The 24,015-nt window shown below is 58.3% G+C and carries 19 protein-coding genes and 1 riboswitch; of the genes, 14 read left to right on the top strand and 5 right to left on the bottom strand.

Features of this window, described 5'->3' with window-relative positions; all coding sequences use genetic code 11:
* Positions 1–18 precede the first annotated feature (18 nt).
* From leuA to leuD, 4 genes are read left to right on the top strand one after another with little or no spacing between them, the layout of a single operon-like run.
* Positions 19–1,590, top strand: a complete 1,572-nt coding sequence (gene leuA / locus ACMWL8_RS10320) for a 2-isopropylmalate synthase (RefSeq protein WP_028015499.1) — start codon at positions 19–21, stop codon at positions 1,588–1,590.
* A complete protein-coding gene (gene leuB, locus ACMWL8_RS10325) occupies positions 1,590–2,681 on the top strand; it encodes a 3-isopropylmalate dehydrogenase (RefSeq protein ID WP_045259450.1) in 1,092 nt (363 codons plus the stop codon). The genes leuA and leuB overlap by 1 nt, the downstream gene beginning before the upstream one ends.
* Before the next feature lie 2 nt (positions 2,682–2,683).
* Positions 2,684–4,084, top strand: coding sequence for a 3-isopropylmalate dehydratase large subunit (leuC, locus tag ACMWL8_RS10330; RefSeq protein WP_045259449.1), 1,401 nt, complete (start codon positions 2,684–2,686; stop codon positions 4,082–4,084).
* Positions 4,085–4,094: 10 nt separating this feature from the next.
* Positions 4,095–4,700, top strand: a complete 606-nt coding sequence (gene leuD, locus ACMWL8_RS10335; protein WP_028015497.1) for a 3-isopropylmalate dehydratase small subunit — start codon at positions 4,095–4,097, stop codon at positions 4,698–4,700.
* A 92-nt stretch (positions 4,701–4,792) separates the two neighbouring features.
* Here leuD and ACMWL8_RS10340 read toward each other — a convergent pair whose 3' ends face one another.
* The 3 genes from ACMWL8_RS10340 to sgrT all read right to left on the bottom strand — a co-directional run bounded on the left by ACMWL8_RS10340 (position 4,793) and on the right by sgrT (position 6,613).
* On the bottom strand, positions 4,793–4,945 hold the full coding sequence (locus ACMWL8_RS10340; RefSeq protein ID WP_010427008.1) for a Hok/Gef family protein: 153 nt from the start codon (positions 4,943–4,945) through the stop codon (positions 4,793–4,795).
* Between the two features lie 216 nt (positions 4,946–5,161).
* Entirely contained in the window at positions 5,162–6,340 is a 1,179-nt protein-coding gene (locus tag ACMWL8_RS10345) for a sugar efflux transporter (RefSeq protein ID WP_028015496.1), read from the bottom strand.
* 120 nt (positions 6,341–6,460) lie between these two features.
* Entirely contained in the window at positions 6,461–6,613 is a 153-nt protein-coding gene (gene sgrT, locus ACMWL8_RS10350) for a glucose uptake inhibitor SgrT (protein WP_032644974.1), read from the bottom strand.
* 88 nt (positions 6,614–6,701) lie between these two features.
* Between sgrT and sgrR the strand changes: the two genes are divergently transcribed.
* From sgrR to thiQ, 4 genes are all read left to right on the top strand, one after another.
* Positions 6,702–8,357, top strand: a complete 1,656-nt coding sequence (gene sgrR / locus ACMWL8_RS10355; protein ID WP_045259448.1) for an HTH-type transcriptional regulator SgrR — start codon at positions 6,702–6,704, stop codon at positions 8,355–8,357.
* A 36-nt stretch (positions 8,358–8,393) separates the two neighbouring features.
* Positions 8,394–8,494, top strand: a riboswitch (TPP riboswitch).
* A gap of 31 nt (positions 8,495–8,525) precedes the next feature.
* Positions 8,526–9,509 carry a thiamine ABC transporter substrate binding subunit gene (gene thiB, locus ACMWL8_RS10360; protein WP_028015494.1) on the top strand — a complete coding sequence of 328 codons (984 nt, stop codon included), beginning with the start codon at positions 8,526–8,528 and terminating at the stop codon, positions 9,507–9,509.
* The gene (thiP, locus tag ACMWL8_RS10365; RefSeq protein ID WP_045259447.1) at positions 9,485–11,095 is read left to right on the top strand and encodes a thiamine/thiamine pyrophosphate ABC transporter permease ThiP; all 1,611 of its coding nucleotides are present in this window, start codon (positions 9,485–9,487) and stop codon (positions 11,093–11,095) included. Before thiB ends, thiP begins: the two co-directional genes overlap by 25 nt.
* Entirely contained in the window at positions 11,079–11,780 is a 702-nt protein-coding gene (thiQ, locus tag ACMWL8_RS10370) for a thiamine ABC transporter ATP-binding protein ThiQ (protein WP_045259446.1), read from the top strand. Before thiP ends, thiQ begins: the two co-directional genes overlap by 17 nt.
* 43 nt (positions 11,781–11,823) lie before the next feature.
* On the opposite strand, the gene ACMWL8_RS10375 is transcribed toward thiQ, so the two are convergent.
* Positions 11,824–12,591 carry a DedA family protein gene (locus ACMWL8_RS10375; protein ID WP_045259445.1) on the bottom strand — a complete coding sequence of 256 codons (768 nt, stop codon included), beginning with the start codon at positions 12,589–12,591 and terminating at the stop codon, positions 11,824–11,826.
* 118 nt (positions 12,592–12,709) lie between these two features.
* Positions 12,710–13,555, bottom strand: a complete 846-nt coding sequence (araC, locus tag ACMWL8_RS10380) for an arabinose operon transcriptional regulator AraC (protein ID WP_028015490.1) — start codon at positions 13,553–13,555, stop codon at positions 12,710–12,712.
* Positions 13,556–13,890: 335 nt separating this feature from the next.
* Here araC and araB point away from each other — a divergent pair, with 335 nt between their 5' ends.
* From araB to rluA, 6 genes are all read left to right on the top strand, one after another.
* The gene (araB, locus tag ACMWL8_RS10385; RefSeq protein ID WP_045259444.1) at positions 13,891–15,600 is read left to right on the top strand and encodes a ribulokinase; all 1,710 of its coding nucleotides are present in this window, start codon (positions 13,891–13,893) and stop codon (positions 15,598–15,600) included.
* 10 nt (positions 15,601–15,610) lie between these two features.
* The gene (gene araA, locus ACMWL8_RS10390) at positions 15,611–17,113 is read left to right on the top strand and encodes an L-arabinose isomerase (RefSeq protein ID WP_045259443.1); all 1,503 of its coding nucleotides are present in this window, start codon (positions 15,611–15,613) and stop codon (positions 17,111–17,113) included.
* A gap of 47 nt (positions 17,114–17,160) precedes the next feature.
* On the top strand, positions 17,161–17,856 hold the full coding sequence (gene araD, locus ACMWL8_RS10395) for an L-ribulose-5-phosphate 4-epimerase (protein ID WP_045259442.1): 696 nt from the start codon (positions 17,161–17,163) through the stop codon (positions 17,854–17,856).
* A 74-nt stretch (positions 17,857–17,930) separates the two neighbouring features.
* Positions 17,931–20,288, top strand: a complete 2,358-nt coding sequence (gene polB, locus ACMWL8_RS10400) for a DNA polymerase II (protein WP_045259441.1) — start codon at positions 17,931–17,933, stop codon at positions 20,286–20,288.
* A 128-nt stretch (positions 20,289–20,416) separates the two neighbouring features.
* Complete coding sequence (gene rapA / locus ACMWL8_RS10405; RefSeq protein ID WP_045259440.1) at positions 20,417–23,323, top strand: RNA polymerase-associated protein RapA; 2,907 nt, start codon at positions 20,417–20,419, stop codon at positions 23,321–23,323.
* A 12-nt stretch (positions 23,324–23,335) separates the two neighbouring features.
* Entirely contained in the window at positions 23,336–23,995 is a 660-nt protein-coding gene (gene rluA / locus ACMWL8_RS10410) for a bifunctional tRNA pseudouridine(32) synthase/23S rRNA pseudouridine(746) synthase RluA (RefSeq protein ID WP_045259439.1), read from the top strand.
* Positions 23,996–24,015 lie beyond the last annotated feature (20 nt).

A 24,015-nucleotide genomic window follows, 5' to 3' on the forward strand; every position in this document is an offset into this window, starting at 1 on the left:
CTGACAAGGACCTAACCCATGAGCCAGCAAGTCATTATTTTCGATACTACTTTACGTGACGGTGAACAGGCATTACAGGCAAGCCTGAGTGTAAAAGAAAAACTGCAGATTGCGCTGGCTCTCGAGCGTATGGGCGTCGACGTGATGGAGGTCGGTTTCCCCGTCTCCTCTCCGGGTGATTTTGAATCCGTACAGACTATCGCCCGCACCATTAAAAACAGCCGCGTGTGCGGTCTGGCGCGCTGCGTAGAGAAAGACATTGACGTTGCGGCTGAGTCGCTGAAGGTGGCCGAAGCCTTCCGTATTCATACCTTTATTGCAACCTCACCAATGCACATCGCAACCAAGTTGCGCAGCACGCTGGATGAGGTCATTGAACGCGCGGTATACATGGTTAAGCGCGCACGCAACTACACCGATGACGTTGAATTCTCCTGTGAAGATGCGGGCCGTACGCCGATTGAAGACCTGGCGCGCGTAGTCGAAGCCGCCATCAACGCGGGCGCTAAAACCATCAACATCCCGGACACCGTCGGCTATACCATGCCGTTTGAGTTCTCCAACATCATTACCGGCCTGTATGAGCGCGTACCTAACATTGATAAAGCAATCATCTCAGTACATACCCATGATGATTTGGGCTTGGCCGTAGGCAATGCCATCGCTGCGGTGCACGCCGGTGCACGTCAGGTAGAAGGTGCAATGAACGGTATCGGTGAACGCGCGGGCAACTGTTCACTGGAAGAAGTGATCATGGCCATCAAGGTCCGCAAAGACATCATGAACGTGCACACCCGCATCAATCACAATGAAATCTGGCGCACCAGCCAGACCGTCAGCCAGATTTGCAACATGCCGATCCCGGCTAACAAGGCGATTGTTGGAACCGGCGCGTTCGCCCACTCCTCCGGTATTCACCAGGACGGCGTGCTGAAAAACCGTGAAAACTACGAAATCATGACTCCGGAATCCATCGGCCTGAACCAGGTTCAGCTGAACCTGACCTCCCGTTCCGGTCGTGCGGCAGTGAAACACCGGATGGAAGAGATGGGCTATCAGGACAGCGATTACAACATGGATCAGCTGTACGACGCGTTCCTGAAGCTGGCCGACAAGAAAGGCCAGGTATTCGATTACGACCTGGAAGCGCTGGCCTTCATCAACAAGCAGCAGGAAGAGCCAGAGCACTTCCGTCTGGACTACTTCAACGTGCAGTCCGGCTCCAGCGACATCGCTACCGCCTCGGTCAAGTTGGCCTGCGGTGATGAAATCAAAGCGGAAGCCGCCAACGGTAACGGCCCTGTGGATGCCATCTATCAGGCGATCAACCGCGTTACCGAGTACGACGTAGAGCTGGTGAAATACGACCTGACGGCGAAAGGGCACGGTAAAGACGCGCTGGGTCAGGTGGATATCGTCGTCAACTATAATGGCCGCCGTTTCCACGGTGTGGGCCTGGCGACGGATATTGTCGAATCCTCCGCGAAAGCGATGGTGCACGTCCTGAACAACATCTGGCGCGCCGCTGAAGTCGAAAAAGAGTTGCAACGCAAAGCTCAGAATAAAGAGAACAACAAGGAAACCGTGTAATGTCGAAGAACTACCATATTGCTGTGTTGCCGGGTGACGGTATTGGTCCGGAAGTGATGGCACAGGCGCTGAAAGTACTGGAAGCCGTTCGCTCGCGTTTTGCGATGAAAATTACCACCAGCCACTACGACGTGGGCGGTATTGCGATTGATAACCACGGAACGCCATTGCCGAAAACCACCGTTGAAGGCTGCGAAAATGCCGATGCCGTGCTGTTTGGCTCCGTCGGTGGCCCAAAATGGGAACACCTGCCGCCGGCAGAGCAGCCAGAGCGCGGCGCGCTCCTGCCGCTGCGTAAACATTTTAAGCTGTTCAGTAACCTGCGTCCGGCTAAGCTGTATCAGGGGCTGGAAGAGTTTTGTCCGCTGCGCGCGGATATCGCGGCCAACGGTTTCGACATACTGTGCGTGCGTGAGCTGACGGGCGGGATCTACTTCGGTCAGCCAAAAGGTCGCGAAGGCAGCGGGCAGCACGAGAAAGCGTTTGATACCGAGGTGTACCACCGTTTCGAAATTGAACGTATCGCCCATATCGCCTTTGAATCTGCACGCAAGCGCCGCCATAAGGTGACCTCCATTGATAAGGCGAACGTGCTGCAGTCGTCCATTTTGTGGCGCGAGATCGTCAGTGAAGTCGCTAAGCAGTACCCGGACGTTGAGCTGTCGCATATGTACATCGACAACGCGACCATGCAGCTGATTAAGGATCCGTCCCAGTTTGACGTGCTGCTCTGCTCCAACCTGTTCGGCGATATTTTGTCTGACGAGTGCGCGATGATCACCGGCTCTATGGGCATGCTGCCATCCGCCAGCCTGAATGAAGAAGGCTTTGGCCTGTACGAACCGGCGGGCGGTTCCGCGCCGGATATCGCAGGCAAGAACATTGCGAACCCGATTGCGCAGATCCTCTCCCTGGCCCTGCTGCTGCGCTACAGCCTCGATGCAGGCGACGCAGCAACCGCAATTGAAAACGCCATTAACCGGGCGTTAGAAGAAGGCGTCCGTACCGGTGACTTAGCGCGCGGCACGGCAGCAGTCAGTACTGATGAAATGGGCGACATCATTGCCCGCTATGTCGCTGAAGGGGTGTAATCATGGCCAAGACGTTATATGAAAAATTGTTTGATGCGCACGTTGTCTACGAGGCGCCAAACGAAACCCCGCTGCTGTACATTGACCGCCACCTGGTGCACGAAGTGACCTCTCCACAGGCCTTCGACGGCCTGCGCGCACACAAGCGTCCGGTGCGCCAGCCGGGTAAAACCTTTGCCACGATGGATCACAACGTCTCCACCCAGACCAAAGACATCAATGCTTCCGGGGAGATGGCGCGCATCCAGATGCAGGAGCTGATCAAGAACTGCAACGAATTTGGCGTGGAGCTGTACGATCTGAACCACCCGTATCAGGGCATCGTCCACGTGATGGGACCTGAGCAGGGTATTACGCTGCCGGGCATGACCATCGTCTGCGGCGACTCCCATACCGCGACCCACGGCGCGTTTGGCGCGCTGGCGTTCGGCATCGGCACATCGGAAGTTGAGCACGTTCTGGCGACGCAGACTCTGAAACAGGGCCGCGCCAAAACCATGAAGATTGAGGTGAAGGGCAAAGCCGCGCCGGGTATCACTGCGAAAGATATCGTGCTGGCGATTATCGGCAAAACCGGCAGCGCAGGCGGTACCGGTCACGTGGTGGAATTCTGCGGTGAAGCCATTCAGGCGCTGAGCATGGAAGGTCGCATGACCCTGTGCAATATGGCTATTGAGATGGGCGCTAAAGCAGGCCTGGTCGCACCGGACGAAACCACCTTCAACTATGTGAAAGGCCGTCTGCACGCGCCGAAAGGTCAGGATTTTGACGACGCGGTCGCGTACTGGAAAACCCTGAAAACTGACGACGGTGCCACCTTTGATACCGTTGTCACGCTGCAGGCGGAAGAGATTGCGCCGCAAGTCACATGGGGTACCAATCCTGGCCAGGTCATCTCCGTCAACGACAGCATTCCTGACCCGGCTTCCTTCGCCGATCCGGTCGAACGCGCCAGCGCGGAAAAAGCGCTGGCCTATATGGGGCTGACACCCGGCGTACCGCTGACCGACGTGAACATTGATAAGGTGTTCATCGGCTCCTGCACCAACTCCCGTATCGAGGATTTACGCGCGGCGGCAGAGATTGCCAAAGGCCGCAAAGTGGCGCCGGGCGTGCAGGCGCTGGTGGTTCCTGGATCCGGTCCGGTGAAAGCCCAGGCGGAAGCGGAAGGACTGGATAAGATCTTTATCGAAGCAGGCTTCGAATGGCGTCTGCCGGGCTGCTCCATGTGTCTGGCGATGAACAACGACCGCCTGAATCCGGGCGAACGCTGCGCCTCCACCAGCAACCGTAATTTTGAAGGCCGTCAGGGCCGGGGTGGACGCACCCACCTGGTCAGCCCGGCAATGGCCGCCGCTGCGGCAGTCACCGGCCATTTCGCCGATATTCGCAGCCTGAAATAAGGAGACAATCATGGCAGAGAAATTTACCCAACATACGGGCCGTGTTGTCCCGCTGGACGCCGCTAACGTCGATACGGACGCGATCATTCCGAAGCAGTTTTTGCAGAAAGTGACCCGCACCGGTTTTGGCGCACACTTGTTCAACGACTGGCGTTTTCTGGACGACAAAGGCGAAGTGCCAAACCCGGAGTTCGTCCTGAACTTCCCGGAATACAAAGGTGCATCCATTCTTCTGGCGCGGGAAAACTTCGGCTGCGGCTCCTCGCGTGAGCATGCGCCCTGGGCGCTGACCGACTACGGCTTTAAGGTGGTTATCGCCCCGAGCTTCGCGGATATCTTCTATGGCAACAGCTTCAACAACCAGTTGCTGCCTGTGACGCTGAGCGACGAGCAGGTCGATGAACTGTTCGCGCTGGTTAAGGCAAATCCGGGGATGGCGTTTGAGGTGGATCTGGAAGCGGAAGTGGTGAAAGCCGGGGATAAGACCTACAGCTTCAGCATTGATGCCTTCCGTCGCCACTGCATGTTGAACGGTCTGGACAGCATTGGCCTGACGCTCCAGCACGAGGACGCCATCTCAGCGTACGAGAAAAAACAGCCTGCGTTTATGGGCTAAAGGCAATGGCCCGCAGGGCGCGGGCCATTGATAAGGGTGCGTTGAGGCTCAACCACTCTGGAGAGGCGGGGACACTTCCCCCGCCAATACCGCTAACGTTTCGCTTCGTAAGCCAACACTGCCGCCAGCTCTGTTTTCTCCTGTCTGAAGTGCAACTCACACAGCGAATCACGCACCATCCAGGTGAAGATCAATAGCGTCGTACAGATCAGAAACAAACCTAACAGCAGAGTACGTTTTGGCATTCCAGCCTCCTTATTGCTTTTCGGCAATGAAGAGACTAACCTCGCAATGTTGGTTGTGAAGTTTGTCTCCCCATCAGTTTTTTGATGTGGGACTCTCCACTGTTTGCCTCTTGCGAAAGCCTGAGGCAAACAGCCTCAAGCACCCGTCACGCACTCTATGCGCCTTCTCTGTATCTGTCAGAAAATCGTTTCATTTCGTGAAGCCACCTTCCAGAATCAAACATCCTTGACCCGGCAGGTCAGCCCAAGCGTTACCACTGAAATCGCCGCAATCATCCAGTAAACCGAGGCATGACCATAACTTTGCGCCAGCGCGCCCTGAATCACCCCCGCCAGAATAACGCCCGTCGAAATGCTGTTGGTAAAAAGCGTAGTCGCAGAGCCGGCGCGGCCGGGCATGAGATCCTGGAACCAGAGCATGCCGATCCCGGCAACGATGCCAATAAACACGGCATTAAACAGCTGTAGCGCCAGCAACGCTTCACGCGAATGGAAAAGTAGCAGTCCCGCGTAGAACAGCACCCCGGCCGCCACGGCAACAATCATCATCCGACGCTTTCCGAAGCGCTTAACGTAATACCCCGCCAGAATCATCGCCGGAATTTCCAGCCCGGCGGCGGTCCCCATTAAGATCCCCGCAAGCTTGTCCGGTAGGCCTAGATCGCTGCTGATCCACAGCGGCATATCAATAATGTACATGGTGTTGCAGGTCCACATCAGCGTGGAGGCGATAAACAGCATCCGCACGTTTTTATCCTGCCAGCCGCTCACCTGAGTGATCGGCTTATCCGTCGTCTGCTCAACCCGGGCGACAGACGGCAGCGCAAAGGCAATCAGAGCCAGACTGATAATAAAAATGCCTGCCGCGATAGAAAACATGACCGTAAAGCCATAGTTCAGCGCCAGCATGAAGGCCAGCGGCGGACCGATGACCCACGCGAGCGAGAGCTGTGCGCGCATCACCGAGCTGAACATCACCACCTCTCGCGCCGAGCTGTCGGCATATTCACGGGCCAGCGCGAACAGCTGCGGCATGGCAGTGTTCGCCAGAGAGGCCAGCAGCACGCCGCAGGTGATGAGCGTCAGGTAATGACGGTTAAAGGCAAAAAGCAGCGCGTTGCCCACGGCCATGGCGCAGCAAAAGAGGATCAGCCTGCGGCGATCGCCCTGGCTGTCGGATCGTTTCGCCAGCCCCAGGCTAACGAGGATCCCGGCAATCGCGTTAACGGTATAAAACAGGCCCACCCAAAACGGCTGCGCCCCCACCTCGCGGCTGAGAAACAGGCTCAGCGTCGGTGCCTGTAGCGCACCGGCCACGCCCATCATGAAGGCCACCAGCATAAAAGCGGCGTACACGCCGTTCAGGCGGCGCCCCATCGTCATCAACCACAGCATGCGCAAGTCCTTGTGAAAGCGAATCGAAATTGGGTGAAAGAATAAACGAAAAAAGCCAGCAAAAACATTTTGCTGGCGGGTGATAAACACCAATACTCAGTCACACATGATCGAGGCGAGTTAGCGAGAAGAGGTCGGTTTCGTAACGTCCCACTGCATCAGATCTTCCAGGATTCTCAGCCGGTGCTCTGCACACTGGCGGGCCAGCCAGGACACTCCCTTTGTCGCTGAAAAGTACTGCTGATAAAACTGACGTGCGGTAGACCTCTTCATAATTTACCTCCTCACTTCATCGGGAAGCATTATTGGCTTAATATAGGGATTAATAAATTGCTGATTTTTTGTCAGGAGTTCCTCTTTTATGCCATCCGGTCGACTGCAACAACAATTTATCCGCCTGTGGCAGTGCTGCGAGGGTCAATCGCAGGAGACAACGCTTAACGAGCTGGCAGAACTCCTCAACTGCTCTCGCCGCCATATGCGCACGTTACTCAACACTATGCAGCAGCAGGGCTGGCTAAGCTGGGAGGCCGAGGCGGGACGCGGCAAGCGCTCACGCTTGACCTTCCTGTATACCGGCCTGGCGCTGCAGCAGCAGCGGGCGGAGGATCTGCTGGAGCAGGACCGCATCGATCAGCTGGTCCAGCTGGTGGGCGACAAAGCCGCCGTGCGCCAGATGCTGGTCTCGCACCTGGGACGCAGCTTTCGTCAGGGACGCCACATTCTGCGGGTGCTTTACTACCGCCCAATGAAAAATCTGCTGCCCGGTACGGCGCTGCGTCGCTCTGAAACCCACATGGCCCGACAGATATTCAGCGGCCTGACGAAAATAAATGAGGAAAACGGGGAACTGGAAGCGGATATCGCCCATCACTGGCAGCAGCTTTCCCCCCTGCACTGGCGTTTCTTTTTACGCCCGGGCATTCACTTCCACCATGGCCGCGAGCTGGAGATGCGTGACGTCATCGCTTCTTTAGAGCGCGCCCGCACGCTGCCGCTCTATTCGCATATCACGCGGATCCACTCCCCAACGGCCTGGACGCTGGACATTGAGCTGTCCCAGCCGGACAGATGGCTGCCGTGGCTGCTGGGCTATGTGCCCTCAATGATCCTGCCTGCCGAGTGGCGATCCCTGAACAATTTTTCCAGCCAGCCGATCGGTACAGGCCCCTACTCCGTTACGCGCAATAACAGCAATCAGCTGAAGATCCGCGCCTTCGATGACTATTTCGGCTATCGGGCGCTGATCGACGAAGTGAACGTCTGGGTGTTACCGGACCTCAACGAAGAGCTGAGCGCAGGCCTCACCCTGGAGGGGCCAACAACCAGCGAAAAGGCGTTCGAGAGTCGCCTGGAGGAGGGCTGCTACTATCTTCTTTTTGACAGCCGCAGCCACCGCGGGGCGAACCACGACGTCCGCAAGTGGATCAGCCATATTCTGGCCCCGGCGAACCTGATTTATCACGCTGAAGAGCAATACCAGACCTGGTGGTTTCCGGCCTATGGCCTGCTTCCGCGCTGGCACCATGCTCAGCCGGTGCGCAGTGAAAAACCCGCCGGGCTGGAGACCATCACCCTCAGCTACTATCGCGATCACATTGAGCACCGGTTTATCGCAAGGATCATGAGTAAGCTGCTGGCAGCCGAGGGCGTGACGCTGGCGATACAGGAAGTCGATTATGATGAATGGCACCGCGGGGATGTCGTCAGCGATATCTGGCTCAACAGCGCCAACTTCACGCTGCCGCTTGATTTCTCGCTCTTTTCACACCTGTATGAAGTGCCTCTCATTCAGTACTGCATCAGCCGGGACTGGCAGCAGGACGCCGCGAAGTGGCGGGCAGGAGAGATGGATCTGGCCGCGTGGTGCCAGGAGCTGCTGGCCGGGCAGACGATCGTACCGTTGATCCACCACTGGCTGCTGATCCAGGGACAGCGCAGCATGCGCGGCCTGCGGATGAATACCCTGGGCTGGTTTGATTTTAAATCCGCCTGGTTTGCGCCGCCGGAGCCATAACGCTTTCGTAATATTCACCAAATCATTACAATAGCGCCGTTCTCAACGGGGTGCTGCATCACAGATGTGCGCTGAGATAATACCCGTCGAACCTGATCCGGATAACGCCGGCGAAGGGATTTGAGGCTGTTTCTCAAAATCCTTTGCCACTCAACCCTGAGGTGCAAAGTGTTAAAAAACGTTCTTCCTCTGCTGGCGCTGGTTGCGCTGCCTGTTTTTGCTAAGCCTGTTCTGACGGTCTATACCTACGACTCCTTCTCCGCCGACTGGGGCCCCGGCCCGGTGGTTAAAAAAGCCTTTGAAGCCGACTGCAACTGCGAGCTGAAGTTCGTGGCGCTGGAAGATGGCGTGTCGCTGCTTAACCGCCTGCGCATGGAAGGGAAAAACAGCAAGGCCGACGTGGTGCTCGGGCTGGATAACAACCTGCTGGAAGCCGCCACGCAAACTAAACTGTTTGCCAAAAGCGGCGTGGCGGCAGATGCCGTAAACGTGCCGGGCGGCTGGAAAAACGACACCTTCGTTCCCTTCGATTACGGCTACTTTGCGTTCGTCTACGATAAAAACAAGCTGAAGAACCCGCCGAAGAGCCTGAAAGAGCTGGTCGAAAGCGACCAGAAATGGCGCGTGATATACGAAGATCCGCGCACCAGCACGCCGGGTCTGGGCCTGCTGCTGTGGATGCAGAAAGTCTACGGCGACAAAACGCCGGAGGCGTGGCAAAAGCTGGCTGCGAAAACCGTTACGGTCACTAAAGGCTGGAGCGAAGCCTACGGCCTGTTCCTGAAAGGCGAAAGCGATCTGGTGCTGAGCTACACCACCTCTCCGGCCTATCATATTATTGCCGAGAAGAAAGACAACTACGCCGCCGCGAACTTTGCCGAAGGGCATTATCTCCAGGTGGAAGTGGCGGCGCGGACCGCTGCCAGCAAGCAGCCGGAACTGGCCGAGAAGTTCCTGAAATTTATGGTCTCCCCGGCATTCCAGAACGCCATTCCGACGGGCAACTGGATGTACCCGGTTACCGACGCGGCGCTGCCGGCAGGCTTTGAGCAGCTGAACAAACCGCAGACCGCGCTGGAATTTACGCCGCAGCAGGTTGCCGCGCAGCGCGCCGCATGGATAAGCGAATGGCAACGCGCCGTCAGCCGCTGATCCCCGGCTGGTTAGTTCCCGGACTGATTGCCGCCATACTGATGGTGGTCGTCAGTCTGGGAGCGTTTCTGGCGCTGTGGTTTAACGCGCCAGAGAGCGATCTGCTCGCGCTCTGGCACGATAGCTATCTCTGGCACGTCATCCGTTTCTCCTTCTGGCAGGCGTTTCTTTCCGCGCTGCTGTCAGTCATCCCGGCCATTTTCCTTGCGCGCGCCCTCTATCGCAGACGTTTCCCCGGCAGGCTGGCACTGCTGCGCCTGTGCGCCATGACGCTGATCCTGCCCGTACTGGTGGCCGTCTTTGGCATCCTGAGCGTCTACGGTCGTCAGGGCTGGCTGGCCTCCCTCTTCAACCTGCTTGGTCTGGAATGGACCTTCTCCCCTTACGGCCTGAAGGGCATCCTGCTGGCACACATTTTCTTCAATATGCCGATGGCGACGCGCCTGTTTTTACAGGCGCTGGAGAACATTCCCGGCGAGCAGCGACAGATTGCCGCCCAGCTCGGCATGCGCGGATGGTCATTCTTCCGCTTTGTCGAATGGCCGTGGCTGCGACGCCAGATTGCCCCGGTGGCCGCGCTGATCTTTATGCTCTGTTTCGCCAGCTTTGCGACCGTGCTTTCTCTCGGCGGCGGCCCGCAGGCCACCACCATTGAGCTGGCGATCTATCAGGCATTAAGTTACGACTACGATCCGGGCCGCGCCGCGTTGCTGGCGATCGTACAGATGGTGTGCTGCCTGGCGCTGGTGTTACTCAGCCAGCGGCTGAGCAAAGCGATCCCCGCAGGAAGCAATAATCTTTCTGGCTGGCGCGATCCGCAGGACAGCCTGCACAGCCGCATCTCGGACGTGATGCTGATTGCGCTGGCGCTCCTGCTTCTGCTGCCGCCGCTGCTGGCCGTGATCGCCGATGGCCTCAACAGGAATGTGGTATCGGTACTTCAACAGCCGGTCCTGTGGCAAGCCACATGGACCTCATTGCGTATCGCGCTGGCAGCCGGGCTAATCTGCGTGGCGCTGACCATGATGCTGCTCTGGAGCAGCCGCGAGCTGTACGCGCGACATGCCCGTAAAGCCGGACACGCGCTGGAACTGACGGGCATGCTGATCCTGGCGATGCCGGGCATTGTGCTGGCGACCGGCTTCTTTTTAATGTTTAACAGCACCATCGGCCTGCCGGAAAGCGCCGACGGCATCGTCATTTTTACCAACGCCTTAATGGCCATACCGTACGCGCTGAAGGTGCTGGAAAACCCGATGCGGGATGTTAACAGCCGGTACAGCGCCCTGTGCCAGTCCCTTGGCATTATGGGCTGGCGGCGGCTGAAAGTGGTCGAACTACGCGCCCTGAAGCGGCCGCTCGCCCAGGCGATGGCCTTCGCCTGCGTGCTGTCGATTGGGGATTTTGGCGTGGTGGCCCTCTTTGGCAACGAGGATTTCCGCACGCTGCCGTTCTGGCTTTATCAGCAAATTGGCTCCTATCGCAGCCAGGACGGCGCGGTCACGGCACTTTTACTGCTGGTGCTGTGCTTTGCGTTATTTACCGTTATCGAAAAACTCCCGGGGCGTGATGTTAAAACTGACTGATGTAACCTGGCTTTACCAGCATCTGCCGATGCGTTTTACCCTCTCTGTTCGTCAGGGAGAGCGAATTGCGGTGCTTGGCCCAAGCGGGGCCGGTAAAAGTACCCTGCTCAATTTGATTGCCGGTTTTTTGCAGCCTGTCAGCGGGTCGATATTCATTGATAATGGCGAGTATACCTACGCTCCGCCGGCTAAGCGCCCGGTGTCGATGCTGTTTCAGGAAAACAATCTGTTTAATCACCTTACGGTGTGGCAGAACATCGCGCTGGGAATCGATCCGGGGTTAAAACTCAATGCTGCGCAGCGTCAGAAGCTGGAGGCGATTGCCGAACAAATGGGCCTGTCCGCGTTGATTTCAAGACTGCCCGGTGAGCTTTCCGGCGGCCAGCGTCAGCGCGTGGCGCTGGCACGTTGTCTGGTGCGCGAACAGCCGCTGCTGCTGCTCGACGAACCCTTCTCGGCACTCGACCCGGCCCTGCGCCAGGAGATGCTCTCGCTGGTGGAAGAGGTTTGCCAGCGCCAGCAGATCACGATGCTGATGGTTTCGCACAGCATTGAAGATGCCGCACGCATTGCGCCGCGATCGGTAGTGATCGCGGAGGGACGGATTTTGTGGGATGGAGAAACAGAAGAACTTCTGAGTGGTAACACGGGGGCGTCTTCATTGTTGGGCATTCGTGCGGTCTGACGCCCTCACCCTGGCCCTCTCCCACGGGGAGAGGGAAAACACCTTAACGGCTCACCACCTTCAGCAGGATCTCGCCGTACACCGGCATCAGCGGGTGACGAATCAGCGCGACCAGCGCCACCACCGCCACGCCCAGCGTCAGCGGGGCCAGCCAGAGCAGGCGCGCGCGCGGGAGATAGCGCGTCAGGCGATCGACGCTGGCTTTCGCGCTGCGCCATAGCCGCCAGCAGAGCCAGGCCGCCAGCCACAGCAGCACCGCCGTTCCCAGCAGCAGCCACTTGAACTCACCGCTTTGCATACCGTCAGGGATATCAATGGCCGCACCCGCGAGGATCCCCGGCAGGAAGTAAAACGGCGGCCAGAATACGCAGCCGATAATGTTCGGCACCACGAATTTTGCGACGGGCAGATCCAGCATCCCCGCCACCATCGGCACTAGCGGACGCGTTGGCCCGACAAAGCGGCCTACCAGAATGGTGAACATGCTGTGCTGGTGCAGCGCATGTTCGGTTTTATCCAGCAGCGCTTTGTTCTTTTTCATGAACGACCAGCGGTGCAGCGGCTTCTTAAAGCGCCAGCCCAGCCAGAAGGAGATCCAGTCCCCCAGCAGGCAGCCGATAATCCCGGCCAGCCACGCCTGCCAGAAATTGACCTCACCGCTGCCGATCAGCGCCCCAAGCCCCGCCATCATCACGGTGCCAGGCAGGATCAGCCCAACCAGCGCCAGCGATTCCAGAAACGCCACCAGCGCCACGGCGATGAGCGAGTACATAACGGACTGGGTAATAAAGTGTTCCAGCAATGCCTGCATAACTATTCCGGTCAGAAAACGAATCAGCGATTCTGCTTAGCGCCCCGCACCGCGTCAAGGCATCAATTGTCTGAATAGTTTACAGGATGCTCATGAAGTTCACCTGAATGTTTACCGTTTATTCACATCCCGCGCGGAATTCACTGGGACTGGCGCCGGTGCACTTCTTAAACACTCGAGAGAAATAGAGCTGATCTTCAAAGCCCACGTTGCGTCCGACGGTCGCGATAGGCATCCGGGTGGTGCTGAGCAACAGCTTTGCCTGGCTGATGCGCTGATCCTCACGCCAGCTCAGCACGCTCACGCCAAGCTGCTGGCGGAACAGGTGTGACAGGCGGGATGGCGAAAGACAGACGTGCTGGGCAACGCTGGCGATATCAAACTGGCTGTCGGCCAGATGGTCGCTGATGTACTGGCAGGCGTCGCGGACGCGGTTATCCAGCGGCGGGTTAAGCGACTCGTTGATCGCCTCCATGCGGCGCAGCAGCACCTGCTCAAGCAGGTTGATCGCCAGCAGTTCGGCATAGCGCCCGCCCGCCTGCCCCGCCTCAATAATTTGTGCAAACAGTTCACGAAACTGCGCCAGATGCGCCTCATCCGGACGATAAAAACCGGTTTGCGCGAAAATAGCCGGCCATGAGAGCCACTCCTGCCAGTAGGCACGCGGGCGGAAATAGACCCACTGGTGATACCACTCTTTGGCATCCGGGTGACGCCCGTAGTGGTGGATCTCCCCCGGCGGGAACAGCAGCATATCGCCCGGGCGGCAAACAAACTGCCGATCGCCGTTTTTTATCACCCCTTCCCCGCGTACGGTCAGGTTCAGAATATACCCTTTCATGCCGAGCGGCCGGTCGACGTAAAAATCGAGATACCCCTCGGCCTCAATTGGCGTCAGCCCCGCCACCAGATGGGCGTTAAATGAGTATCCCGGCAGCAGGGGATCGTTTTGCGGTTCGGCCATAGATTCAGTTCTCCCAAGGGTCCTGAAGGAAACCATTTGTCCATATCGTTAAAAGCAGTATAAAAATGGCCTGCGAAAAGATCCAAAAAGCATCACGCCTCTTTTACGTCCGCCATGTTTCAGCCTTTTCCCCTGATTTTTCTGCCGGCACGGGCAGAGAAGCAGTAACAAAAGTGTCTATAAGTGCGGCAGAAATGTCCACATTGAATATTTGCACGGCGTCACACTTTCCGTCGTAACAGCAATTTAGTCCATAAGATTAGCGGATCCTGCCTGACGATTTTTATCCCCAGTCTCTAATGTTCTTCCATACCTGTTTCGGATGGAGCAACACCATGGCAATTGCAATTGGCCTCGATTTTGGCAGCGACTCGGTTCGCGCGCTGGCAGTGGACTGTACGACTGGCCAGGAGATAGCAACCAGCGTTGAGTGGTATCCGCGCTGGCAAGAGGGGCGCTACTGCGATGCGCCAAACAACCAGTTCCGTCACCACCCGCGCGATTACATTGAATCGATGGAAGCGGCGATCAAAACCGTGCTGGCTGAACTGACTGACGCCCAGCGGGCCGACGTCGTGGGGATTGGCGTCGACAGCACCGGTTCAACGCCAGCCCCGGTGGACGCTGAAGGCCGCGTGCTGGCGCTGCGCCCGGAGTTTGCCGACAACCCGAACGCCATGTTCGTGCTGTGGAAAGACCATACCGCCGTGGAAGAGGCGGAAGCCATCACCCGCTTATGCCATCAGCCGGGCAAAACCGACTACTCGCGCTACATCGGCGGCATCTACTCCAGCGAATGGTTCTGGGCCAAAATCCTGCACGTTACCCGCGCGGACGCTTCGGTCGCCCAGGCCGCAGCATCATGGATTGAGCTGTGCGACTGGGTTCCCGCCCTGCTCTCCGGCACCACTCGCCCGCAGGATATCCGCCGCGGCCGCTGCAGCGCCGGGCATAAATCCCTGTGGCATGAAGGCTGGGGCGGTCTTCCTCCGGCAGCGTTCTTCGATGAACTTGACCCGATCATCAACAACAACCTGAAATACCCGCTCTTTACCGACACCTTCACCGCCGATATTCCGGTCGGCACGCTCTGCGAAGAGTGGGCGACGCGTCTCGGCCTGCCGCAAAACGTGACCATTTCCGGCGGCGCGTTCGACTGCCACATGGGCGCCGTGGGCGCGGGTGCGCAGCCTAACACGCTGGTGAAAGTGATCGGCACCTCCACCTGCGACATCCTGACGGCAGATAAAACCAGCGTCGGAGACCGCGCGGTGAAAGGGATCTGCGGCCAGGTTGACGGCAGCGTGGTGCCGGACTTTATCGGCCTCGAAGCCGGTCAGTCCGCATTTGGCGATATCTACGCCTGGTTTGGCCGGGTGCTCGGCTGGCCGCTGGATCAGCTGGCTGCCGCGCATCCTGAGCTGAAAACGCAGATTACCGCGAGCAAAAAACAGCTTCTGCCGCAGCTCACCGAAGCCTGGGCAAAAAATCCATCCCTCGACCACCTGCCGGTGGTGCTGGACTGGTTTAACGGTCGCCGCACGCCATTTGCCAACCAGCGCCTGAAGGGGGTGATTACCGATCTCAATCTGGCGACCGATGCCCCGGCGCTGTTCGGCGGTCTTATTGCCGCCACCGCGTTCGGCGCGCGCGCCATTATGGAGTGCTTCACCGAACAGGGCATCGACGTGAACAACGTGATGGCGCTGGGCGGTATCGCCCGTAAAAACCCGGTGATTATGCAGGCCTGCTGCGACGTGCTGAACCGTCCGCTGCAGATTGTGGCCTCCGATCAGTGCTGCGCGCTGGGCGCCGCGATTTTCGCTGCCGTGGCCGCAGGCGTTCATCCGGATATCCCGACCGCGCAGCAGCATATGGCAAGCGCCGTCGAAAACACGCTCCAGCCGCGTGTCCAGCAGGCACGACGCTTTGAACAGCTTTATCAGCGCTACCAGCAATGGGCAAAAAGCGCCGAGCTTCACTATCTCCCTGTCGCCGCCCCGGCCAAAAGCACCGCGGAAACTACGGCAACCCTGACCCATTAAGGACACGATGATGAACATTTTTAATAATTATGAAGTGTGGTTTGTGATTGGCAGCCAGCATCTGTACGGACCGGAAGCGCTGCAGCAGGTAACGAAACACGCGGAGCACGTGGTTAACGCGCTGAACGCGGAAGCCAAACTGCCGTGCAAACTGGTGCTGAAGCCGCTGGGTACGACGCCGGACGAAATCACCAATATCTGCCGTGACGCCAACTACGACGACAAATGCGCCGGACTGGTCGTGTGGCTGCACACCTTCTCACCGGCCAAAATGTGGATCAACGGCCTGGCAATCCTCAACAAACCGCTGCTGCAGTTCCACACTCAGTTCAATGCCTCCCTGCCGTGGGACAGCATCGACATGGACTTCATGAACCTGAACCAGACCGCGCACGGCGGCCGCGAGTTCGGCTTCATCGGCGCGCGCATGCGCCAGCAGCACGCTGTGGTCACCGGCCACTGGCAGGACGGCAAGGCGCAACAACGCATTGGCTCCTGGATGCGTCAGGCGGTCTCTAAGCAGGATACCCGCCACCTGAAAGTGGTGCGTTTCGGCGACAACATGCGTGAAGTGGCGGTGACCGACGGCGATAAAGTCGCGGCGCAGATCAAGTTCGGCTTCTCCGTCAATACCTGGGCGGTGGGCGACCTGGTGCAGGTGGTAAATGAAATCAGCGACGGCGACGTGAGCGCGCTGGTGGAAGAGTACGAAAGCAGCTACCGCCTTACGCCTGCGGCGCAAATTAACGGCGACAAGCGCCAGAACGTGCTGGATGCCGCACGCATTGAGCTGGGCATGAAGCGTTTTCTGGAACAGGGCGGCTTCCATGCTTTTACTACCACTTTTGAAGACCTCCACGGCCTGAAACAGCTGCCGGGTCTGGCAGTACAACGTCTGATGCAGCAGGGCTACGGCTTTGCCGGCGAAGGCGACTGGAAAACTGCCGCTCTGCTTCGCATCATGAAGGTGATGTCGACCGGTCTGCAGGGCGGCACCTCCTTTATGGAGGACTACACCTATCACTTCGAGAACGGCAACGATCTGGTGCTCGGCTCGCACATGCTGGAAGTGTGTCCTTCCATCGCGGTAGAGGAAAAGCCGATCCTTGACGTGCAGTACCTCGGCATCGGCGGTAAAGCCGATCCGGCGCGTCTGATCTTCAATACCCGTACCGGCCCGGCCATCAACGCCAGCCTGATCGATCTGGGCGACCGCTTCCGCCTGCTGGTGAACTGCGTCGATGCGGTTGAAACCCCGCACTCTCTGCCGAAGCTGCCGGTTGCCAATGCCTTGTGGAAAGCGCAGCCGGACCTGCCAACCGCGTCAGAGGCGTGGATCTTGGCGGGTGGCGCGCACCACACCGTCTTCAGCCACGCGCTGGACCTGAACGATATGCGCCAGTTTGCCGAGCTGCACGATATCGAGCTGACCGTGATTGATAACGACACCCGTCTGCCAGCCTTTAAAGATGTGCTGCGCTGGAACGAAGTCTATTACGGTTCAAAACGCTAAGTACGTAATGCCCGGTGGCGCTGCGCTCGCCGGGCAGGGAGACAACGATGTTAGAAGATCTCAAACGTCAGGTACTTGAAGCCAACCTGGCGCTGCCAAAACATAACCTGGTGACCCTGACCTGGGGCAACGTCAGCGCCGTTGACCGGGTAAAAGGGGTATTCGTGATCAAGCCTTCGGGCGTGGATTACACGGTGATGACCGCAGAGGATATGGTCGTGGTCAGCATCGAAACGGGTGAAGTGGTGGAAGGTAACAAAAAACCGTCGTCCGATACGCCCACCCACCGTCTGCTGTATCAGTCCTTCCCGACTATCGGCGGCATCGTGCATACCCATTCGCGTCACGCGACCATCTGGGCGCAGGCGGGCCAGTCCATTCCGGCCACCGGCACCACCCACGCGGACTACTTTTACGGCACCATTCCCTGCACGCGTCTGATGACCGATGCGGAGATTAACGGTGAGTACGAATGGGAAACGGGTAACGTGATCGTCGAAACCTTTGAAAAACAGGGGATCGACGCGGCGCAAATGCCCGGCGTACTGGTGCACTCCCACGGCCCGTTTGCCTGGGGTAAAAACGCGCAAGACGCGGTGCATAACGCGATAGTGCTGGAGGAAATCGCCTACATGGGGATCTTCTGCCGCCAGCTGGCACCGCAGTTGCCGGATATGCAGCAAACCCTGCTGGATAAACACTACCTGCGCAAGCACGGCGCGAAGGCCTATTACGGACAATAAACTGTATATATCCCCAGCATAAAACATTCAACCAGGCTATAATCAGGCCTGGTTTTGTTTTATGGGATGGCGGCGTGGCACAGGCGCAAGAAGGCTTTTTACTGACCCGACACTGGCGGGATACCCCTCAGGGCACCGAGGTTGCGTTCTGGCTGGCGACAGATAACGGCCCGCTGCACGTTACGCTTCCTCCTCAGGAATCCGTGGCGTTTATCCCTGAACATTACGTCGAGAAGGTAAAACAACTGCTGCGCGATGAGAACGGCTGGCGCCTCACTCCTCTTGAGCTAAAAGATTTCCATCGTCAGCCGGTGTATGGCCTATACTGCCGCGCCCATCGCCAGCTGATGCGCTACGAAAAATTACTACGCGAAGCGGGCGTGACGCTCTACGAAGCGGACATTCGTCCGCCGGAACGCTTTCTGATGGAGCGGTTTATTACCGCCCCCGTCTGGGTTGACGGCGCTGAGCAAAACGGCACCCTTATCAACGCTCGCCTGAAGCCTAATCCGCATTATCGCCCCCCGCTAAAGTGGGTTTCCCTGGATATCGAAACCACCCGTCACGGCGAGCTGTACTGCATCGGCCTGGAAGGCTGCGGGCAGCGGGTTGTCTATATGCTCGGACCGCCGAACGGCGATGCGTCCGCGCTCGATTTTCAGCTTGAGTACGTCAACAGCCGACCGCAGCTGCTGGAGAAGCTTAACCAGTGGTTTGCCGAGCACGACCCGGACGTGCTGATCGGCTGGAACGTGGTGCAGTTTGACCTGCGCGTGCTGCAAAAACACGCAGAGCGGTATCGCATCCCACTGATGCTCGGGCGCGGAAATACGGAGCTGGAGTGGCGCGAGCACGGCTTTAAGAACGGTGTGTTCTTTGCGCAGGCCAACGGCCGCCTGATTATCGACGGCATCGAGGCGCTGAAATCCGCGTTCTGGAATTTCTCCTCCTTCTCTCTGGAAGCGGTAGCGCAGGAATTGCTCGGTGAAGGCAAATCCATCGACAATCCGTGGGACCGCATGGACGAGATTGACCGGCGCTTCAACGAAGACAAACCGGCGCTCGCCACTTATAACCTGAAAGACTGCGAGCTGGTGACGCTGATATTCCACAAAACCGAGATCATGCCGTTCCTGCTGGAGCGCGCGACGATAAATGGCCTCGCGGCTGACAGGCACGGCGGCTCGGTAGCCGCCTTTAGCCACCTCTATTTCCCACGAATGCACCGTGCGGGCTATGTTGCGCCCAACCTCGGGGACGTACCGCCGCAGGCCAGCCCCGGCGGCTACGTGATGGACTCCCGCCCAGGACTGTATGACTCGGTTCTGGTGCTGGACTACAAAAGCCTCTACCCGTCAATTATCCGCACTTTCCTTATTGACCCGGTGGGGCTGGTGGAGGGGATGGCGCAGCCAGACGACGCGCACAGCACCGAAGGTTTTCTCGGAGCACGCTTCTCGCGCGAAAAACACTGTCTGCCGGAGATTGTGGGGAACATCTGGCACGGCCGCGACGAGGCGAAACGTCATGGCAACAAGCCGCTCTCGCAGGCCCTGAAAATTATTATGAACGCTTTCTACGGCGTGCTGGGTACCAGCGCCTGCCGCTTCTTCGATCCGCGTCTGGCGTCGTCCATCACCATGCGCGGACACGACATCATGCGTCAGACCAAAGCGCTGATTGAATCCCGGGGCTATGACGTTATCTACGGCGACACGGATTCAACCTTTGTGTGGCTTAAGGGCGCACATTCAGAAGACGACGCCTCACGAATCGGCAAAGAGCTGGTGGCCTTCGTAAACGACTGGTGGCAGGAACATTTGCAAAAAGAGCGGTTAACCAGCGCATTAGAACTGGAATTTGAAACCCACTTTGCCCGCTTTTTAATGCCCACCATCCGCGGTACTGACCAGGGCAGCAAGAAGCGCTACGCCGGACTGATCCAGGAGGGTGAAAAGCAGAGAATGGTGTTTAAGGGGCTGGAGACGGTGCGCACTGACTGGACGCCGCTGGCCCAGCAGTTCCAGCAGACGCTCTATCTGCGGGTGTTTCGCAATGAGCCGTATCAGGACTACGTGCGCGAAACGATCGCCAGCCTGATGGCCGGCGAGCTGGATGACCAGCTGGTGTATCGCAAGCGCCTGCGCCGCCCGCTGGCGGAGTACCAGCGCAACGTTCCGCCCCACGTGCGCGCCGCGCGCCTGGCGGACGAAGAGAATGTACGCCGTGGCCGCGCGCCACAGTATCAGAACCGGGGGACGATAAAATACGTCTGGACAACGAACGGGCCGGAGCCCGTTGATTACCAGCAGTCGCCTCTCGATTACGATCACTACCTGACCCGCCAGCTTCAGCCGGTTGCGGAGGGAATTTTACCGTTCATCGACGACGATTTTGCTACACTTGTGACAGGGCAACTTGGCCTATTTTGACGCGTGACGAAATGGCTGCCATCCAGTACCATAGCGCCCTTTCCATTCCCGGACCCATTTTTCGATGACCGTCTTTTTTGACGGGGGTCGAACTATTGCCTGCAATTAAAGATTAGAGCCGAACAACTATGCCTTTTACACTTGGTCAACGCTGGATCAGCGATACAGAAAGCGAACTTGGATTAGGAACCGTCGTTGCCGTTGATGCGCGCATGGTTACCCTCCTCTTCCCTGCTACCGGTGAAAACCGCCTGTACGCTCGCAATGACTCCCCTGTGACCCGCGTAATGTTCAATCCGGGCGACACCGTGACCAGCCACGAAGGCTGGCAGCTAAAGGTTGAAGACGTAAAAGAAGAGAATGGACTGCTCGCCTACATCGGAACGCGTCTTGATACCGACGAGACGAACGTCATCCTGCGTGAAGTACTGCTCGACAGCAAACTGGTGTTCAGCAAGCCGCAGGACCGCCTGTTTGCCGGGCAAATCGACCGTATGGATCGCTTCTCCCTGCGCTACCGCGCGCGTAAGTTCCAGAGCGAACAGTACCGCATGCCGTGGAGTGGCCTGCGCGGTCAGCGCACCAGCCTGATCCCCCACCAGCTGAATATCGCCCATGACGTGGGCCGTCGCCATGCGCCCCGCGTGCTGCTTGCCGACGAAGTGGGCCTGGGCAAAACCATCGAAGCAGGCATGATCCTGCACCAGCAATTGCTCTCTGGCGCTGCCGAGCGCGTGCTGATTGTCGTGCCTGAAACCCTCCAGCACCAGTGGCTGGTGGAGATGCTGCGCCGCTTTAACCTGCGCTTCTCCCTGTTCGACGACGAGCGCTATGCCGAAGCGCAGCACGACGCGGACAACCCGTTTGAAACCGAACAGCTGGTGATCTGCTCGCTGGATTTCGTGCGCCGCAGCAAGCAGCGCCTTGAGCATCTGTGCGATGCCGAATGGGACCTGATGGTCGTCGACGAAGCGCACCACCTGGTGTGGAGCGAAGATGCCCCAAGCCGCGAATATATGGCGATTGAACAGCTTGCCGAGCGCGTGCCCGGCGTCCTGCTGCTGACCGCAACGCCGGAGCAGCTCGGTCTGGAAAGTCACTTCGCCCGTCTGCGCCTGCTCGATCCAAACCGTTTCCACGACTTCGCTCAGTTCGTGGAAGAGCAGAACAACTACCGTCCGGTTGCGGATGCCGTCGCGCTGCTGCTGGCGGGTAAACGTCTCTCAAACGATGAACTCAACACCCTGAGCGATCTGATTGGCGAGCAGGATATCGAACCGCTTCTGCAGGCTGCGAACAGCGACAGCGAGAATGCGGGATCCGCGCGTAAAGAGCTGATCGACATGCTGATGGACCGTCACGGCACCAGCCGCGTGCTGTTCCGCAACACCCGTAACGGCGTGAAAGGGTTCCCAAAACGCGAACTGCACACCATCAAGCTTCCGCTGCCGACGCAGTATCAGACGGCGATTAAAGTCTCCGGCATTATGGGCGCGCGCAAAACTCAGGAAGAGCGCGCGCGTGACATGCTCTACCCGGAACAGATTTATCAGGAATTTGAAGGCGATACCGGCACCTGGTGGAACTTCGACCCGCGCGTGGAGTGGCTGATGGGTTACCTGACCGCGCACCGCTCCCAGAAAGTGCTGGTGATCTGCGCCAAAGCCGCCACCGCGCTGCAGCTGGAACAAGTTCTGCGCGAGCGCGAAGGCATTCGTGCCGCCGTGTTCCACGAAGGCATGTCCATCGTCGAGCGCGACCGCGCGGCGGCGTGGTTCAGTGAAGAGGACAGCGGCGCGCAGGTGATGCTGTGCTCCGAAATCGGTTCTGAAGGGCGTAACTTCCAGTTCGCCAGCAATCTGGTGATGTTCGATCTGCCGTTCAACCCGGATCTGCTGGAGCAGCGTATCGGACGTCTGGATCGCATCGGCCAGGCGCATGATATTCAGATCCACGTTCCGTATCTGGAGAAAACCGCCCAGTCCGTTCTGGTTCGCTGGTATCACGAAGGTCTGGATGCGTTTGAGCATACCTGCCCAACGGGTCGCACCATTTATGACCAGGTGCATGGCGATCTGATCGGTTACCTGGCCGCGCCGGAAAATACCGACGGTTTTGACGATTTGATTAAATCCTGCCGCGAGAAACATGAAGCGCTGAAGGCGCAGCTTGAACAGGGCCGCGACCGCCTGCTGGAGATCCACTCCAACGGTGGCGAAAAAGCGCAGGCGCTTGCCGAGAGCATTGAAGAACAAGATGACGACACCAGCCTGATCGGCTTCTCGATGAACCTGTTCGATATCGTCGGCATCAACCAGGACGATCGTGGTGAGAACCTGATCGTGTTAACCCCATCAGACCACATGCTGGTGCCCGATTTCCCGGGTCTGCCGGAAGATGGCTGTACCATCACCTTCGAGCGTGACGTGGCGCTGTCCCGCGAAGATGCTCAGTTCATCACCTGGGAACACCCGCTGATCCGCAACGGGCTGGATCTGATCCTCTCCGGTGATACCGGCAGCAGCACCATCTCCCTGTTGAAAAACAAGGCGCTGCCCGTAGGCACGCTGCTGCTGGAGCTGATCTATGTTGTGGAAGCGCAGGCGCCGAAACAGCTGCAGCTCAACCGCTTCCTTCCGCCAACGCCGGTGCGTTTGCTGCTGGATAAAAACGGTACGAACCTGGCAGGACAGGTGGAGTTCGAAAGCTTCAACCGCCAGCTGAGCGCGGTGAACCGCCATACCGGCAGCAAGCTGGTGAACGCGGTGCAGCAGGACGTGCACGCCATTCTCCAGCAGGGCGAAATCCAGATCGAAAAAGCGGCCCGAGACCTGATTGACGCCGCGCGCAATGAAGCCGACGAGAAACTGTCTGCCGAGCTGTCCCGTCTGGAAGCGTTAAAAGCGGTCAACCCGAACATCCGCGACGACGAACTGGCAGCAATTGAAAGCAACCGTCAGCAGGTGCTGGAAAGCCTGAATCAGGCGGGATGGCGTCTCGACGCCCTGCGTCTTATCGTTGTGACGCATCAGTAAACGGAGCGCAAGATGGTGATGGAGCCGTATAATCCGCCGCAGGATCCCTGGCTGGTCATTCTGTATCAGGATGAACACATTATGGTGGTCAACAAGCCGAGCGGCCTATTGTCCGTGCCGGGCCGTCTGGATGATCACAAGGACAGCGTGATGACGCGCATTCAGCGCGATTATCCGCAGGCCGAGTCCGTCCATCGCCTGGACATGGCCACCAGCGGCGTGATTGTGGTGGCGCTGAATAAAGCGGCGGAGCGCGAGCTGAAGCGTCAGTTCCGCGAGCGCGAGCCGAAGAAGCAGTATGTTGCCCGCGTCTGGGGCCACCCGGCGCAGGCGGAAGGGCTGGTGGATTTACCGCTGATTTGCGACTGGCCGAACAGGCCAAAGCAGAAGGTGTGTTATGAAACCGGCAAGGCCGCGCAAACCGAATATGAAGTGCTGGAGTACGCGCCGGATAACACCGCGCGCGTCATGCTTAAGCCGATTACCGGACGTTCACACCAGCTGCGCGTGCATATGCTTGCGCTGGGTCACCCGATTCTGGGTGACCGCTTCTACGCCCCGCCAGAGGCCCTGGCGTTAGCGCCACGCCTGCAGCTCCATGCGCAGACGCTCACCATCACCCACCCTACTTTCGGTAACGCGATGACGTTTAAAGCCCCGGTGGACTTCTGAAAAAAAAGCCCGACATTGTC

It is taken from the genome of Enterobacter sp. 04-C-12-SI-ECC, from assembly GCF_047530715.1.
Taxonomy (GTDB): domain Bacteria; phylum Pseudomonadota; class Gammaproteobacteria; order Enterobacterales; family Enterobacteriaceae; genus Enterobacter; species Enterobacter bugandensis.

Excerpts from the sequence above, each read along its gene's own strand:
- leuA (WP_028015499.1), top strand. The coding sequence starts at position 19 with ATGAGCCAGCAAGTCATTATTTTCGATACTACTTTACGTGACGGTGAA.
- leuB (WP_045259450.1), top strand. The coding sequence starts at position 1,590 with ATGTCGAAGAACTACCATATTGCTGTGTTGCCGGGTGACGGTATTGGT.
- leuC (WP_045259449.1), top strand. The coding sequence starts at position 2,684 with ATGGCCAAGACGTTATATGAAAAATTGTTTGATGCGCACGTTGTCTAC.
- leuD (WP_028015497.1), top strand. The coding sequence starts at position 4,095 with ATGGCAGAGAAATTTACCCAACATACGGGCCGTGTTGTCCCGCTGGAC.
- ACMWL8_RS10340 (WP_010427008.1), bottom strand. The coding sequence starts at position 4,945 with ATGCCAAAACGTACTCTGCTGTTAGGTTTGTTTCTGATCTGTACGACG.
- ACMWL8_RS10345 (WP_028015496.1), bottom strand. The coding sequence starts at position 6,340 with ATGCTGTGGTTGATGACGATGGGGCGCCGCCTGAACGGCGTGTACGCC.
- sgrT (WP_032644974.1), bottom strand. The coding sequence starts at position 6,613 with ATGAAGAGGTCTACCGCACGTCAGTTTTATCAGCAGTACTTTTCAGCG.
- sgrR (WP_045259448.1), top strand. The coding sequence starts at position 6,702 with ATGCCATCCGGTCGACTGCAACAACAATTTATCCGCCTGTGGCAGTGC.
- thiP (WP_045259447.1), top strand. The coding sequence starts at position 9,485 with ATGGCAACGCGCCGTCAGCCGCTGATCCCCGGCTGGTTAGTTCCCGGA.
- thiQ (WP_045259446.1), top strand. The coding sequence starts at position 11,079 with ATGTTAAAACTGACTGATGTAACCTGGCTTTACCAGCATCTGCCGATG.
- ACMWL8_RS10375 (WP_045259445.1), bottom strand. The coding sequence starts at position 12,591 with ATGCAGGCATTGCTGGAACACTTTATTACCCAGTCCGTTATGTACTCG.
- araC (WP_028015490.1), bottom strand. The coding sequence starts at position 13,555 with ATGGCCGAACCGCAAAACGATCCCCTGCTGCCGGGATACTCATTTAAC.
- araB (WP_045259444.1), top strand. The coding sequence starts at position 13,891 with ATGGCAATTGCAATTGGCCTCGATTTTGGCAGCGACTCGGTTCGCGCG.
- araA (WP_045259443.1), top strand. The coding sequence starts at position 15,611 with ATGAACATTTTTAATAATTATGAAGTGTGGTTTGTGATTGGCAGCCAG.
- araD (WP_045259442.1), top strand. The coding sequence starts at position 17,161 with ATGTTAGAAGATCTCAAACGTCAGGTACTTGAAGCCAACCTGGCGCTG.
- rapA (WP_045259440.1), top strand. The coding sequence starts at position 20,417 with ATGCCTTTTACACTTGGTCAACGCTGGATCAGCGATACAGAAAGCGAA.
- rluA (WP_045259439.1), top strand. The coding sequence starts at position 23,336 with ATGGTGATGGAGCCGTATAATCCGCCGCAGGATCCCTGGCTGGTCATT.